Genomic DNA, 15,173 nt, shown 5'->3' with positions numbered 1-15,173 from the left:
CGGCGTCAGCGTGGGATGCCCAAGGTGTCGAGCTGCTGGTGCATGACCTCCGCCGGAAGGGCCGGGTTGCTCAGCGCGCGGGAGGCGAGCTCCGGGTCCTCGCAGCTCTCCAGGACGAGGTCGACCGGCAGGGCGGGATGCGCGGCAGCCATGCCACGCACGCGCTTCTCGGGATCGGCGAGGAGCCGGACCACCACGTCGGCCGGCGCATGCTCGTCGAGCCCCACCAGCCACCTCTTCTCCGGGTCCGGATCGTCGGCGAAGCGCCGCCCCGCGCCCGTGCGAGGGAAGTTGACGTGGCCGAGGAGACCGCCCTTGGTGATGACCTTGCAGTCCAGGTAGGTCTGCAGCACGACCTCGCCGTCGACGCTCGGCTGGTTCTCGCACAGCAGGAGTCGCACCGGGTAGTCGTCGTCGGCGGCGAGCAGTTCGACCGCGTCGGCGGGCAGGTGCGGAGCGCAGGCGGCGCTGCGGCGCAGGAGGATGTTGGCCGACCGGGCGCACCGGCGCAGCACGTCGGGATCGGCGCACCGGCGCACCCATTCGACCGGATACAGCCGGTCGGACGAGGTGATGGTGATGTCGAGGGCGGCGCGTTCGCTCTCCGTCAGCTCGGGGCGTACCGACACGGCCAGCCGGACGCTGTGCGCGTCGTCGTCCGCCAGCGTACGGACGATGTCGATGGACACGTCGCGGTTGGCCGCCAGTTCGCGCCGGTCCGCCTCTGCGCCGCTCGCCGCGAGTCGTTCGGCGGTCGCCGTGCTCATGGCCCCGTGGCGGAGCACCTCCTGCCGGGCGAAGGAGCCGAGGTCCGATTCGAGCAGGAGGTCTGTGTAGCCCGCGTCGTCGCGGCAGGCCTTCATCATGGCCGCCTGACGTACGTCCTCGTCGGCGTCGCCGAGCAGACGGTCGCGGGTGTCGTCGGAGAGCAGGCCCCACGCGCGGCACGCCGCCTCCCGGAGGTCCGGGTCCGGGTGGTCGGCCAGCCCGGCGATCAGATCCGGAGCCGTGAACCGGCAGCCGGCCGCGCTGCGGCGGACCCGTGCCTCATGGTCAGCGAGCAGGCGCCTCTGGACGGCCACGGGCAAGGGCTCCACGGGGATGCGGAACCAGTCGGGCCCGTAGCCCAGAGCCTCGCGCACCCGTGCGTCGGGATCGTCGACGAGCCGGGCGCGTTGTTCCGGCGTCACCGAGGGGTTCGCGGCGAACGCCGACCGCAGCCTGTGATCGGGGTGCGCGACGATGGCGTCGACCACCTCGTCCGGAAGCGCGCGCCAAGCCAGCGTGTCCCAGGCCGCGATGGCTTCCTCGGACAGCAGCCTGGTCAGTACGTCAGCCGGTGCCGCCGGATTCCGCGCGAGGGCACCGATGGTCTCGCGGTCAGGACATTTGTCGCACATGCTTCCCCCTGTTCGCCGGCGCAGGACGCAGGCCCGCAAATTGTGCTTGGACCGTGTGTTCGAGGTCAACGTCGGTGATCACGTCCGTCCCGGCACGGTTCGGGTGGTCCGGGCGCCCGTGCCGGGGTACTCGGCGCCGGTGCACGCAGTCGCACCAACGGGCCCTGGCCGCAGGGGGCTTGACAGGGCAAGAGCGGAGGGCGGATGACAGTCGACCTGATCGGTTTCCTCGGCGTTGTGCTGGTGGCGTACGTGGTACCGGGCCCGGACTTCCTCGTGGTGGTCAGATCGGCCGCCGAGGATGCCTCGAAAGGCAGAGCCGCCGCGCTGGGCGCGCAGACCGGGCTGTGCGTCCACATGCTCGCCGCCGCGGCCGGTCTTTCGGTGATCGCCACCCGCTCACCGATGGTGTACGACGGCATCCGACTGATGGGCGCGGCCTACCTCGTGTATCTCGGTGTGCGAGCCGTGCTCGCCGCCCGCCGGGCCGCTCGGGAGAGGCGGAACGTGAAGGAGGCCGCACCTCACGCCCCACCGGGGGGCGGACCCGCCGGCGGGCGTTTCCGGTCCGGCTTCACTCAGGGGTTCCTCACCAATCTTCTGAATCCCAAGGCCGCCCTGTTCTTCCTCAGCGTCCTTCCGCAGTTCGTCGACGGTGACGGGCCGTTGGCGCAGCAGATCTTCTTCCTGGGCACCCTGGACATCCTCATCGGCGTCGCCTACTGGTTCGCCCTCGTCCTCGTCGCCGCGCGACTGCGGGCCCTGCTCTCGAGGCCGACGATCCGTCACCGCTGGGAGCTGACCACGGGCTGGCTGTTCATCGCCATCGGCGTCTCGGTCGCGGCCGCAGCCTGACGGCCCGGGCGGGTCGGGAGAGCGGAGATGCCGGCCGTCGGTGTACTCCGGTTGACGGATTCAATGATGACCCGGCTGGGCAATGGGCTAAAGAATGTCATGAGCACGACTCCCCTTCCCCCACAAGGAGGTCGATCATGCACGTCCGTTTGCTGACCGGCAGTGTCGCAGCTGCCTGTCTGATGTCCCTGTCCCTGACGGGTGGACAGATCGCGGCCGCCGCCCCCCACACGTCGGACGCCCCTCTGGCCGCCCGTGTCGTGACCTACGACGCCAGCGGCTCCGCCGAGTTCAAGAGTGCCGTCGACCGGGGCGCGGCCATCTGGAACGAGAGCGTCGACGCCGTCGAGCTGCGACCGGTCGCCACCGGCCAGCGGGCGAACATCCGGGTTCTCGCGGACAACGGCTGGCCGCGCGCCCTGCCCACGACCCTGGGCAACGGCACCGTGTACATCGGGCGCCAGGCCGTCGATCAGGGTTACAACACGATCCGCATCTCCGCGCACGAACTCGGGCACATCCTGGGCCTGCCGGATCGCAAGCCCGGACCCTGCTCGAGTCTGATGTCCGGTTCCAGTGCGGGCACTTCGTGCACGAACCCGTATCCGAACGCGGCCGAGAAGGCTGAGGTCGGGGGCAACTTCGGCGGCGAACTCGCCGGGCGGGCCCCGGCGGTGCGTGCCGCGGTGATCGTGGACTGACGCCTGCGCTGCCCCGCGTGAAGAGGCCCCGCGTCCCTTCGGGATGGCTCGCTGTCGATCGGTAGCGGAAGCGGGCCACGACGGTTCCCCTGTCACCACGCCGCACGGCAGGGGAACCGACCGGCCCGTCGCGTCGGAGGGCGGGCCTGGTGGACGGTCGTGCCCTCGGGTTCCATCACCCAGGGGTAATCCGCGACAGAGCGCAGTGCCGCCGTCGGCGCGGCGGCATCCGGCGCGGACACCGATGCCGGCAGGGCGAGGTGCAGGGGGGCGTCGAGCAGGTCTTCCCATTGGAGCTCGGCGGGCCGCGGGCTGGGGTTGCCCGGGTACTCCTCGGCGAGGACGAGGTCGAAGTCGCGGGCTTGGAGGGCGGGCAGGGCCCGTTTCCTCTGGTGGTCCTGGGCGCGCAGGCAGTGGCAGCACCGCGGTACCGCACCCGCCGTCGCCGCCGCGGAGACCGGCCCGGCCGTCGGAAGCCCGTGGCGGACGGGCCTGGTCGGCAATGTCCTCAACCCCAAGAACGCCGCCTTCTGCACCGGGCTGCTGCCCACACTGGCCCCGCCCCGGCTGCCCACCGCCTGGGCCAAGGCGCTCCTCGTCCTCCTCCACACCTTCCTCACCCTCGCCTGGCTGGGCGGCTACGTGCTCCTGCTGTCCAAGGCCGGGCCGGTCCTGCACAGACCCGCGTCCACCGTGCGCTCGGGCGGACCACGGGCGTCGTGCTGATCGGCTTCGGCCTCGCGCCGGCCGGGACCGCGGCTGACACGCAGCCCGGCCACGCCTGCTGCCTCCCCGCTGACGGCGCGCACGCCCGAGGGCGGCGGCCCAAGACCGGTGACATTGCCGGTCCGCGCGCGGCGGCCGGTCCCCGACAGTGGCACGGCCAGCCCAACGGCGGTGCCCGACCGCGGGCACGTGGCAGACACCCCAGGTCCCGTCCGTCCACCGCCCGGGCCCGGTCAACGCGCAGGTGGAGCCTAGGGTTTGCACGCCGGAGCGCGCGGACGTCAGCCTTCCGGTCTTCCCTACGCGCAAGTAGCCTCCGTGGGATGACGGGAGACAGCAGCAGGGTGCGAACGGCTCCCCGCGCAGGGAGCCGGAACGGCCGCGACGCCGCCCGATCGGCCGCCGAGGACCGTGGCCATGCGGAACTCGCACGCGGCAGGCGTCAGTTGTTCGACGGTCCCGTGGGCGACGCGCGCGAGACCCTGCTGCTCGCCGCGTCCCTGCTGGCAGCCGACGCCCCGGAGACCGCCGAAGCCGCACATCTCGGCGCGGCGGACGCCGCCTGGGCGTCCGGCGACGTGGTGGCCTGCCTGACCACCCTCGACGGCACGGACGTGCCAGGGCCGGCGGACGGCCGCGCCGCAACCGGGTTCGTCGCCGGTGACGGGGGTGCCGCGACGACCCGTGCGGGTGGTGCCTCGACGGCCGTCGAGGGAGGTGCTTCGACGACAGGCGAGGACAGCGCGCCTGCGATGGACACCGACGGCTCACCACCGCCCGGTGTCACATGTGGCCCCGACACCCCACGACCGCCCGGCCTCACTCACCCCACCTTTCCGCCCGCAGGGGGCGGGCCACCGGAGCTTTCCGCCCCCGGGACCCGACCGGGCGGGTGGGTCCGCGACCCGTTCCTCCGGGACTACCGCGACGGTATGCGTGCCCTGCTGGCCCGGCGGCCGGAGCACGCCGCCGGGCCCCTGCGGCGCGTGCTGGACCGAGCCCGCCGCGACGACCGGCCGGAGCGGCTGCTGCGCGCGTCGGCGGCGGCCCTGCTGCTCGGGGACGTCCACGCGGCCCGCACCGCCGGGGCCCGCGCCCTCGCGGCCGCCCGGACCACCGAATGCGCCGCGTTCGAGGCACGCGCCCTGGAGTACCTGGCCTACGGCGAACTGCGCGCCGGCCGTCATGCCCAGGCGCGCGCCCACGCCGAGGAGGGCGTGCGCGCGGCGCTCGTGGCCGGTCACCGCAACACCGCGGCGAGCCATCACGCGATGCTCGCCCTGGCCGCTTCGATCGAGGGGGACACCACCGCGGTGGCCCGGTACGCCTCGGCCGCCCTGGCCACCGCCCGTCGCCACGGCCTGGCCCAGGCCGCGACCCTGGCCGAGTGGGCCACCGCCCGCGCCGACCTGGCCCGCGGTCGTCCCCTGGACGCCGCCGACCGGCTCGGGCCTCTCGTCGGTCCCGGCCCGCGGCGCGGTCACTTCGCCGTCTGGATGCTCGCCGCGCCCTGCTTCGTGGAGGCCGCGGTGCTGGCCGGGCAGCCGGAGGACGCGCGGGGCGTCGTCGACGACCTCGCCCGATGGGCCTCCTTCGGTGCCGATCCGCACGCGCCGGCCCAGCACGCGCGCTGCCGGGCCCTGCTCGCCCCGGACGACCGGGAAGCCGACGACCTCTACCTGCGGGCGCTCGCCCTGCACGACGAGTCCGGCGGCGACTTCGAGCGGGCCCGCACCGAGCTCCTGTACGGCCGGTGGCTGCGGCGTCGCCGCAGGCTGCGGGAGGCGCGCGGCCGGCTCGGAGCCGCCCTGGTCGGCTTCGACCGCTGCGGCGCCGGAGCCTGGGCCGACCAGACCCGGGGCGAACTGCGCGCCAACGGAGCCGCGTCCGGGAAGGAAGGGGCCGTGGGGCTGTCGGGGCTGACGCCGCAGCAACTGCGCATCGCACGCCACGTGGCCGAGGGCGCCACCAACCGGGAAGTGGCCCAGCGGCTGGCCGTCAGCACCCGCACGGTCGACTACCACCTGCGCAACGTCTTCGCCGCCCTCGGCGTGCGCTCCCGCATCGAACTGGCCCGCATGGTCGATCAAGAGCAGCGCTGAGCCCCCCGGAAATCTCGGCGGCAGCATCGAGAAGACACCGCACGACCCTGGGGACCGACCGGACGGTATGTCATCCTTCGAAGCAGCACTACACGGGTGACGACGGCCGCACGGCCGGCGCACCCGCCGGACGCCGCCGCGCCCGGACGGCGCCGGGGGCCGCCGGAAGGCCGATGTCGGGGGAGGACCGCCATGCATCCTGCCGCACGCACTCGTACGACGTTCCGCACCGGGCCGACACCGGTTCCGCAGCCGCGGTCACGGCGGATCCGGTCGCTGATCGACGCCGACGCGCTGCGCGTCCTGCACCGGGCCGCCCGCGTCCTGCTGGACGACCTGCCGGACCTGACCGACCGGCTGCTGGCGGTCCTGCGCGAGCAGGAACCGGCGTACCGGACCGCGCTGGAGAACGATCACGCGGCCACCTGGCAGGAGGTGCACCGCTCGCTGCGGCACAGCGTGACCTCGCTGCTCGACCCGCGCGGCACCCGTGAGGCCGCCCACCGCTGCACCTGGCGGATCGGCGCCACCCGGGCCGAGCAGGGACTGCCGCTGGACGCCCTGCTGCACGCGTTCCGGCTGGGCGGGTCCCTGGTGTGGCAGCGGCTGGTCGAGGAGACCACCCGCTCGGAGCCCGAGGACATCCGGCTCCTGGTGCACGTGGCCACCGACGTGTGGAACTTCGTCGACGAGCACTGCACCCTCGTGGCGGACGCCTACCGGCAGGCCGAGCGGCAGCTCGCCTGGCGGCGCGAGAACAGGGTGCGCCTGCTGGCCGCGGCCCTTTTGGACGGTACGAGCAGGATCGCGGACCTGCCCGAGACCGCCGAGAGGCTGAGCCTGCCGGAGCACGGCCGGTACGTCGTCGTCGCGATCGCCGGCGGCCCGCCGCATGATCTTCCGATCGGCGGGAGCGCGTACCTCCACTCGGGAGTGGAGGTGGACCACGGCATCGTCCTGGTCGCCGACGAAGGCGACAGGGAGCCCGACCGGGACCCCCTCGCGGCCCTGGACCTGACCGCCGACGCCCCGGCCGGCCGCCGGATCGGCGTCGGCAGCGCCGTGACGGGACTCGCCGCCGTCGGCGACGCCCGGCGCCTGGCCGACCTGGCTCTGAGCATCTGCCCACCGGAAGGCGGCACGGTCCGGCTCACCGAGCACCTCCCCGAGGCACTGGTCGTCTCCTGCCCGGAGCTCGGCGCGACCCTCACCGAGCGGGTGCTCGGCCCCCTGCTCCGCCTGGAACCGGCCGACCGCGACGTATTGCTGGACACCCTGGTCGCCTGGTTCGCCTGCGAGGGTTCCGCCCAGCGCGCCGGTGAACGGCTGTACTGCCACCGCAACACCGTCCTGAACCGCCTGCGCCGCTGCGAGCAGCTCATCGGCCGCTCCCTGGCCCGCCCGCACGACGTGGTGGAGATCAGCCTCGCACTGACGGCGCGCCGACTGCCGCGCGGCTGACCGGAGATTCCTCAGGGTTGCGCAGGGGGCGCAACCGAACCCCGGCGCGGGTTGCGCACCCCGCCCCTGGTCAATCGCACAGCTCCCCGCCGCCCCGGATCACACCCCCACCCCCGGGCACCCCCCGTTGGCCCGGATCGCGCCCCCACCCCCGGGCCCCCCGTTGGCCCGGATCGCGCCCCACCCCTGGGCAGCCGCACAATCCCCGCCCACCCGCGTTGGGAGCGTGCAGCCACCCGGCCCGAACACCTGTACCGCCCCTCCGCGCCCGTGCTGTCGTGAGCTGCCCTTCCCCCGAAGCACCCGTGCCCGACGGCACGGATCCGAGGAGCCGTGATGCCCGAAGCACCACCGGACGAGGAGCCCGCCCTGCACGTCGAGGGCCTCGACGTGACCTACGGCCGCGCCGTGTCCGCCCTTCGCTCCGTGTCCCTGACCGTCCCGCACGGCACGGTCGTCGCCCTGCTCGGCGCCAACGGCGCGGGCAAGACGACCCTGCTGCGGGCGGTGTCGGGCACCCTGCGCCTGCACCGCGGCGCGGTCACGGCCGGCCGTATCCGCTACGGCGCCACGGAACTCGACGGGCGGGACCCGGTCGCCGCGGTGCGCGCCGGGGTCGTCCAGGTCCCCGAGGGGCGCCGGGTCTTCGCCGGGCTCACCGTCGACGAGAACCTGCGCTCCGGCGGCCTCGGCCTCGGGCGGCGCCGCCCGGACCAGGTCTCCGAGGCCCGGGAGCGGGTCTTCACGCTCTTCCCGCGCCTGGCCGAACGCACCCGGCAGGCGGCGGGCCTGCTCTCCGGCGGCGAACAGCAGATGCTCGCCATCGGCCGGGCCCTCATGGCCGCGCCCCGCCTCCTCCTGCTCGACGAGCCCTCCCTGGGCCTCGCCCCGCAGATGGTGTACCGGATCGCCGAGGTCGTCCGCGAGATCAACGCGCAAGGCACCGCCGTGCTGCTCGTCGAGCAGAACGCGGGCATGGCGCTGTCCCTCGCCGACACCGCCCACGTCCTGGAGGTCGGCGAAGTACGCCTCTCCGGGCCCGCCGAAGAACTCGCCCGCACGGACGCCGTGAAGCGGCTGTACCTGGGCGAGACCACCGAGGAAGGCGCCGAGGCCGCCGAAGAAGGCGCCGAGACCGCACAGAGAGCCGGAACCACCGAGGGGCAGGGAGCCGCGTGACCGTCCGCACCACCGCACCGCCCGAACTCGCCGTGACGGACGTGACCGTCCGCTTCGCCGGGCTCACCGCCCTCGACGCGGTGTCCTTCACCGTCGCCCCGGGCTCCGTCCACGCGCTCATCGGACCCAACGGAGCGGGCAAGTCCACCTGCTTCAACGTGCTGTCGGGCCTGTGCCGCCCGGCCACCGGCACCGTACGGCTCGGCGATGCCGACCTGACCCGGCTGGCGCCCCACCGCATCGCCGCGCTCGGCGTGGCCCGCACCTTCCAGAACATCGTCACCACCCAGGGCACGGTCGCCGACAACCTGATGCTCGGCCGCCACGCCCTGTCCCGGGCCGGATTCGCCGCCAGCGCGCTGCGCCTGCCGCACGTGCGGCGCGAACAGCGCGCACACCTCGCCCGGGCCCGCGAGATCGCCGAACTCACCGGGCTCGGGCACCACTTCGACAGCCCCGTCGCCCTGCTCTCCTACGGCGACCGCAAACGCGTGGAGTTCGCCCGCGCCCTCTGTCTGGAGCCCAGCGTCCTGCTGCTGGACGAGCCGGTCGCCGGGATGAACGCGGCCGAACGGGCCCGGACGGTCGAGGTCGTGCACGCCGTGCGCGCCGAGCTCGGCCTGTCCGTCGTACTGGTGGAGCACGACATGGGTCTGGTGATGCGGCTCGCCGACGAGGTCACCGTCCTCGACTTCGGCCGGGCCATCGCGCACGGCACTCCCGACGAGGTCCGCGGCGACCCCGAGGTGTTGCGCGCCTACCTCGGCACCGGCGCCGAACAGGAGGACGCGGCATGACCACCCTTCTGGACACCCTCTTCAACGGCCTCGCCCTGGGCACGGTCTACGCCCTCGTCGCGCTCGGCTTCGTCATCATCTTCAAGGCCTCCGGCGTCATGAACTTCGCCCACGGCTCCCTGCTCCTGCTCGGCGGCTACCTCACCGCCGTACTCCACGACGACCTCGGCTTCGCCGGGGCACTCGCGGTGTCCGTGCTGGCGACGGCGGCCGTGGCCGGTGTCATGGACCGCTTCCTGCTCCAGGCCGGCGGGCCGGACCCGCACGGCGCCCATGTGCAGACCATCGTCACCATCGGCGTCGACATCCTCATCCTCACCGACCTGTCCCGGCGTATCGGCGGTGACCTGCTCTCGCTCGGCGACCCTTGGGGCGACTCGGTCAGCGGGCTCGGTCCCGTGACCGTCGCGGACAGCCGGATCGCCGCGATCGTGGTCTCCGGCATGGTCATCGCCGGTGTCTTCGCCCTGTTCCGGTACACCTCCTGGGGCCTGTCGCTGCGCGCCGCGGCCGAGGACGTCGAGGCGGCCTCCCTGATGGGCGTACGACTGGTGCGGATCCGCATGCTCGCCTGGTGCCTGGCCGGAGCCCTGGCCGCCCTGGCGGCGGTGTTCCTCGCCGCGTTCCCGGCGCCCGGGCTGGAGCGCACGACGGGGCAGATCGCCCTGAAGGCGTTCCCGGCGGCGATCCTCGGCGGGATGGCCTCGCCACCGGGTGCCCTCGCGGGCAGCCTGCTGATCGGCATGACCGAGGCGCTCGTCGCGGGCTACCAGTCCGACCTGCACGTGCTGGGCGAGGGGTTCGGCGACGTCGCCCCCTACGCGGTGATGGTCCTGGTGCTGCTGGTGCGGCCGACCGGGCTGTTCGGGGGAAAGGCGGCGGTCCGTGTCTGAGCGACTCTCCCGTGCCGGCGCCGTCCGCGTCGGCTGGACCTCGGCGGCCGTCGTCGTCCTCCTCGCGCTGCCCTTCTACCTCGACGCGTTCTGGCTGCGCATCGGCCTGTTCTCGATGGCGGCGGCCATCGGCGCGGTGGGCCTCGGCCTGCTGTCCGGCACCGCCGGCCAGCTCTCCCTCGGCCACGCCTTCTTCCTCGCCGTCGGCGCCTACGGCTACGTATGGCTGGCCGGTGAACCCGGGCCCGGACTGCCCACCGCCCCGGCCGCCGTACTCGCGGTCCTGCTCGCCGGGGCGGCCGGCGGGCTCTTCAGCCCCGTCGCCGGACGGGTACGCGGCATCTACCTGGGCGTCGCGACCCTCGCCCTGGTCTTCCTCGGGCACCACGTCCTGCTCACCGCGGACTCCGTCACCGGCGGATTCAACGGCCGCTCGGTGCCGCCGCTGGAACTCGGCGGCTTCTCCTTCTCCGCAGACTCCGAACTGACCCTGCTCGGCGTGCCGTTCGGCGCCGAGGAACGACTCTGGTACCTGGGCATCGCCCTGTTCGCGGTCACCTGGTTCACCGCCCGCGGACTGCTCCGCGGCCGTCCCGGGCGCGCTCTGGTGGCGCTGCGCGACAGCGAGACCGCGGCGGCCGTGATGGGCGTGAACGTCGCCCGGCACCGCTCGGCGGCCTTCGTCGTCTCGTCGATGTACGCGGGCCTGGCCGGGGTGATGCTCGCCCTCTCCTTCCGCCGGGTGGTGCCCGACTACTTCGGCCTGGTGCTGTCGGTCGACTACCTCGCCATGATCGTCATCGGCGGGCTCGGATCGGTGGCCGGAGCCACCGCGGGCGCCGTCTTCGTCACCGCCCTGCCGCTGCTGATGACCCGCTACGCCGACCAACTCCCGCTGGTGGCCGCCCCCGGCACCACCGACGGCACGGTCGGCCCCACCGAGGCCGCCCGCTACCTCTACGGAGCGGCGATCGTCCTGATCCTCCTCTTCGCCCCCGACGGCCTGCACGGCCTGGTCCGCCGCCTGCGCGCACGCCTGCGCCGCCGCCGGGCCGCCCCGCCACCCGTCGGCACCGCCTCCGCTTCCCTGCCGCCCACGTCAGCCGCACGAACCAAGGAGCCCACCCCGTGAAGTCCACGCACCACACCGCACCACGCACCAGAACACTGCTGGCCACCGCCCTCGCGGCCCTGCTGCTCGCGGGCACCGGATGCAGCTCCAAGGCAGACTCCTCCGGAAGCACCGACGACGGCGCCGACGGCATCAAGACCGGCCCCGGAGTCACCGACAAGACCATCAGACTCGGCGCCCTGACGGACCTCACCGGCCCCTACGCCACCCTCGGCAAGAGCATCGTGCAGGCTCAGCAGATGTGGGCCGACGAGGTCAACGCCCGCGGCGGCATCTGCGACCGCCGCATCGAGATCGTCGTCAAGGACCACGGCTACGACGTCCAGAAGGCCGTCACCGCCTACGCCGACATCTCCACGGACGTCGTGGCCCTGCCCCAGGTCATCGGCTCGCCCGTGATGGCCGCACTGCTCGACGACATCGAACGGGACAAGGTGCTCACCTTCCCGCAGGCCTGGGCCGCCTCCCTGCTCGACCGGGACTCCGTCCAGGTCCTCGGCACCACCTACGACATCGACATGATCGCCGCGGTCGACTTCCTCACCCGCACCAAGGGCCTGGCGAAGGGCGACACGATCGGCCACGTCTACTTCGAGGGCGACTACGGCGCGAACGCGCTGGAGGGCTCGCAGTGGGCCGCGAAGAAGGCGGGCCTGAAGGTCGCCGGCCAGAAGATCAAGGCGACGGACACCGATCTGTCCGCGCAGGTCTCGGCGCTGCGCAAGGAGGGCGTCAAGGCGATCCTCATCAGCGCCGGACCGGCCCAGACGGCCTCACTGGTCGGGGTCGCGGCCTCCCGGGGCCTGAAGGTACCCGTCGTCAGCAGCGCCCCCGGCTACGCCCCGCAGCTGATGAAGACACCGGCCGCCCCGGCCCTGGCGGCCATGCTGAACGTGGTCAGCGCCGTCCCCGCGGTCAGCTCCGATGTGGCCGGGGTCCGCAAGATGGTCGCCTCGTACAAGAAGAAGTACCCGGGCTCCCTGGTCGACTCCGGCGTGCTCTCCGGCTACAACGCCGCTCAGGTGATGGGCACCGACCTGAAGAAGGCCTGCGAGAACGGAAGTCTGGCCCGCGAGGACGTGGTCAAGGCCCACCGCTCCCAGTCCAGCGTCGATGTCGGCCTCGGCTCGCCGCAGAACTTCTCCGACAAGGCACGGCCCGCGAGCACCTCGACCTATGTGCACAAGCCGGACGCCAAGGCGGTGGGAGCCGCCGTGAACGTTGAGAACGCCCACATCGCGCCGGGCGTCAAGCAGTATCTCGCTTCGCGGAACTGACGGCGGGTCCTAGGATCGGCCCGTGATCGCTGACCTGCAATGTGTGGTGCTCGACTGCCCCGAACCGATGCAACTGGCCGCGTTCTACCGGTCGATCCTGGGCGGCACCGTCAACCAGCCGGACCGGCGGTGGACGTTGAGCGACGACTGGGCGACGCTGCACACGCCGTCCGGTGTCGTCCTGGCGTTCCAGCGGGCAGCCGATCACCACCCGCCGCTGTGGCCGGATCCGACCCGGCCACAGCAGTTCCACCTCGACTTCGGCGTCGCGGACCTGGACCGGGCCGGGAAGCAGGTACTGGCCCACGGGGCAACGGTGTTGGACGCCGGTGCCGACGGGCGGAGCTGGCGGATCTATGCCGACCCTGCGGGGCACCCGTTCTGCCTGGTCCGCCACTGAGGAACAGGCACACGCCTCGGTAGGTCGGCTCAGCCGAACCGCAGGATGCGCGGAGCGAAGGTGCCTTCGGGGCCGTCGGCACGGCCGGTCGACCACACCGTCGCCGTGCCCGGCACCGGTGTCAGCCGGAGCATCGAGGATTCGCCTTCCCCGGCCACCGCCGGTTCGCCGTACTCGGTGAACGACTGCCCGTTCCAGGCGAGGAAGTCCGGCCCGGGGACAAGCGGGGGAGTGCTGCCCGGCGGTCCCCACCTCTGCGAGCGGGCCACCGACACCCAGGCCAGTGATCCGGATGCGGCGGGGGTCAGGGAGGTGACCGAACCGAAGTCGGCCGGCACGGTCACCCGGCTCCACGCCTGCCCGTCCCAGCGGACCAGCAGGGGCGGAATCGGCCGGCCCACCGGACCGCCGACGAACCCGGCCGTGCCACCCGCCCACACCTCCGTCGGCGACACCGCCAGCACACTGCCCACGGCCGACCGCGGAAAGCCGTCCACGATCGTCTGCTGCCAGGCCTGACCGTCCCAGTGCGCCACGGCCGCACCGGAGTCGGTGGCGCCCGCGGCCCAGACGTCGTCGGCAGCCAGGATGTGCAGGCCGTACACGGCCCCCGGCGGCACCGGCACGTCCCGCCAGTCGTGCCCGTCCTGGCGCAGCAGCACCTGAGCGCCGTCCCGCGAACCGATCAGCCAGGTCTCACCGCCGCCGGTGACGACTTTGGTGAGCGCCACACCGTGCGGCGGCCGGCTCTCGCCCCAGGTGGTGCCGTCGTAGCGGAGCAGGTGGGCGCCGCCCGCCGCGTCGCGGCCCACCGCCCAGACCGAGGTCGGTGAGGTCGCGGCGACGGACAGCAGCTCCCCCTGCCAGCGGACCCCGGGCAGACTCGGGCGCTGCCACGCCGTTCCGTCCCAGCGCAGCACCAGCGGGAAGCCCGGCGCCTCGCGGCCTACGGCGTCGGCACCCACCGCCCACGCCTGGTCCGGCCCGAACGCCACGGCCTCGTTCAACCCGGCCTGGGGGCGTACCTGCGCCGGGACGGGAACGTGTTGCCAGGACGGCGTCTGCGCCGTGGCCGAGCTCATGCCGACCGTGACGGTCATGGCGACGGCGAGGGCCGCGAGAAGAAGTCGGCGTGCCATGGTCAGCCTCCCAGCCGCTCGCTCATCAGGTTCGGCTTCGAGCCGTAGATCTCGACGGTCCCGAAGGACAGCAGCGAGAACCCGGCCCTCGCCAGGGCACGGGGTTTGACGTCGATAGCGCGGGTGCGCTCGGGGCCGTAGGAGAAGGCGGTGCGCGAGCCGTCCACCCGTGCGTACTTCGACTGGAAGGCGCGGTCGCTGCGCACCGGCAGCCACAGTGCCCCGTCCGGGCCGCGCACCATGGCCTCGGCGGAGGTGTCGCCCAACGGGGGGTACGTGGTGCGCCAGGTGTGTCCGTTCCAAGTCGTCAGGTAGGTGCGGGGCGCGCCGTCGACGTACCGGCTGCCGCCGATCGTGACCCGACCGGACGGTTCGGGCAGGATCGTGTGCACGTTGCTGTCCGGCGGCAGCGGCACCTTCGCGTCCCGCCACAGCGTGCCGTCCCAGCGCAGGACGGCAGCCCCGGTGGTGGTGTCCGCCCAGGCCCAGGCGTCGGCGGCCGTGCGCGCGGTGATCCCCATGAGGTACCGGACACCGTCCGGGGTCGACTGCGCGGTCCAGCGGGATCCGTCGTAGTGCAGGACCTTCAGCCCGGTGTCGTCCTCACCCACCACCCACGCGGCACCCGCCACGGCGGTGAAGTCCTGGTACGTCCACAGGGTCTGCGGCAGTGGCACGGTGCTCCACCCCGCTGCCGACCGGCGCAGAATCTCCGCCGTGCCCCAGCGGTCGTGGAAGATCCACACCTCCTCGCCGACGAACTGGACCTTGCCGAGCAGGCCCGGTTCACCGGCGCCGGGGAAGCCGGTGTCCCGGCTCCACGCGGTGCCGTCCCACCGGTACAGCATCGGTCGTGGTCCGTCTGCTGCTTGCTCGTACCCGGTCGCCCACGCCTCGCCCGGCCCGCGGGCGGCGAGGTCGGACACGGTCACGGGCGGGGTCGCCGCCGGCACGGGCAGTGCCGACCAGCCCGGCGACACGGCGGCGGCCGGCGCCACCACCGCGGCACACGCGATCACGAGGCAGACGACGACCGCGCGAAGCCCGTTCACGAGACCTCCCCAGAACGCGAAGGCCGCTCACGCTATTGCGGACCGCCCACCCTGAACAG

Annotated in this window: 13 protein-coding genes and 1 pseudogene; 11 read left to right on the top strand and 3 right to left on the bottom strand. The window is 73.3% G+C overall.

The features are described from left to right. Positions 1 to 5 precede the first annotated feature (5 nt). The gene (locus tag IE153_RS32870; protein WP_229829287.1) at positions 6 to 1,400 is read right to left on the bottom strand and encodes a HEAT repeat domain-containing protein; all 1,395 of its coding nucleotides are present in this window, start codon (positions 1,398 to 1,400) and stop codon (positions 6 to 8) included. 204 nt (positions 1,401 to 1,604) lie between these two features. Here IE153_RS32870 and IE153_RS32865 point away from each other — a divergent pair, with 204 nt between their 5' ends. The 11 genes and pseudogenes from IE153_RS32865 to IE153_RS32815 all read left to right on the top strand — a co-directional run bounded on the left by IE153_RS32865 (position 1,605) and on the right by IE153_RS32815 (position 12,923). Further along, positions 1,605 to 2,255, top strand: coding sequence for a LysE family translocator (locus IE153_RS32865; RefSeq protein ID WP_189593382.1), 651 nt, complete (start codon positions 1,605 to 1,607; stop codon positions 2,253 to 2,255). 137 nt (positions 2,256 to 2,392) lie between these two features. Then, positions 2,393 to 2,956: a snapalysin family zinc-dependent metalloprotease gene (locus IE153_RS32860; RefSeq protein WP_189593381.1), complete on the top strand. Its 564-nt coding sequence runs from the start codon at positions 2,393 to 2,395 to the stop codon at positions 2,954 to 2,956. A gap of 318 nt (positions 2,957 to 3,274) precedes the next feature. Beyond that, positions 3,275 to 3,682: a LysE family translocator gene (locus tag IE153_RS42630; protein WP_308432221.1), complete on the top strand. Its 408-nt coding sequence runs from the start codon at positions 3,275 to 3,277 to the stop codon at positions 3,680 to 3,682. A gap of 431 nt (positions 3,683 to 4,113) precedes the next feature. Next, positions 4,114 to 5,784, top strand: a pseudogene (locus IE153_RS32850) (LuxR C-terminal-related transcriptional regulator); the annotation flags it as partial. Between the two features lie 192 nt (positions 5,785 to 5,976). After that, positions 5,977 to 7,245, top strand: coding sequence for a PucR family transcriptional regulator (locus IE153_RS32845; RefSeq protein WP_189593380.1), 1,269 nt, complete (start codon positions 5,977 to 5,979; stop codon positions 7,243 to 7,245). Between the two features lie 336 nt (positions 7,246 to 7,581). Next, the gene (locus IE153_RS32840) at positions 7,582 to 8,424 is read left to right on the top strand and encodes an ABC transporter ATP-binding protein (protein ID WP_189593379.1); all 843 of its coding nucleotides are present in this window, start codon (positions 7,582 to 7,584) and stop codon (positions 8,422 to 8,424) included. Beyond that, positions 8,421 to 9,221 (top strand): ABC transporter ATP-binding protein, encoded by an 801-nt coding sequence (locus IE153_RS32835; RefSeq protein WP_189593378.1) that lies wholly within the window; start codon positions 8,421 to 8,423, stop codon positions 9,219 to 9,221. The genes IE153_RS32840 and IE153_RS32835 overlap by 4 nt, the downstream gene beginning before the upstream one ends. Further along, entirely contained in the window at positions 9,218 to 10,114 is an 897-nt protein-coding gene (locus tag IE153_RS32830) for a branched-chain amino acid ABC transporter permease (protein WP_189593377.1), read from the top strand. The genes IE153_RS32835 and IE153_RS32830 overlap by 4 nt, the downstream gene beginning before the upstream one ends. Next, positions 10,107 to 11,246 carry a branched-chain amino acid ABC transporter permease gene (locus IE153_RS32825; RefSeq protein ID WP_189593376.1) on the top strand — a complete coding sequence of 380 codons (1,140 nt, stop codon included), beginning with the start codon at positions 10,107 to 10,109 and terminating at the stop codon, positions 11,244 to 11,246. The genes IE153_RS32830 and IE153_RS32825 overlap by 8 nt, the downstream gene beginning before the upstream one ends. Beyond that, positions 11,243 to 12,523, top strand: coding sequence for an ABC transporter substrate-binding protein (locus IE153_RS32820; RefSeq protein WP_189593375.1), 1,281 nt, complete (start codon positions 11,243 to 11,245; stop codon positions 12,521 to 12,523). Before IE153_RS32825 ends, IE153_RS32820 begins: the two co-directional genes overlap by 4 nt. Positions 12,524 to 12,545: 22 nt before the next feature. Beyond that, positions 12,546 to 12,923: a VOC family protein gene (locus tag IE153_RS32815; protein ID WP_189593374.1), complete on the top strand. Its 378-nt coding sequence runs from the start codon at positions 12,546 to 12,548 to the stop codon at positions 12,921 to 12,923. A 29-nt stretch (positions 12,924 to 12,952) separates the two neighbouring features. On the opposite strand, the gene IE153_RS32810 is transcribed toward IE153_RS32815, so the two are convergent. Both IE153_RS32810 and IE153_RS32805 read right to left on the bottom strand, forming a co-directional pair. Next, positions 12,953 to 14,062: a hypothetical protein gene (locus tag IE153_RS32810; protein WP_189593373.1), complete on the bottom strand. Its 1,110-nt coding sequence runs from the start codon at positions 14,060 to 14,062 to the stop codon at positions 12,953 to 12,955. A 2-nt stretch (positions 14,063 to 14,064) separates the two neighbouring features. After that, a complete protein-coding gene (locus tag IE153_RS32805; protein WP_189593372.1) occupies positions 14,065 to 15,114 on the bottom strand; it encodes a hypothetical protein in 1,050 nt (349 codons plus the stop codon). Between the last annotated feature and the right edge of the window lie 59 nt (positions 15,115 to 15,173).

Origin of the sequence: Streptomyces massasporeus (genome assembly GCF_014648995.1) — a bacterium.
In the GTDB taxonomy this organism is placed as follows: Bacteria; Actinomycetota; Actinomycetes; order Streptomycetales; family Streptomycetaceae; genus Streptomyces; species Streptomyces massasporeus.
The sequence above is the reverse complement of the archived record's forward strand: the minus strand, read 5'-3'. Positions and strand labels throughout refer to the sequence as shown.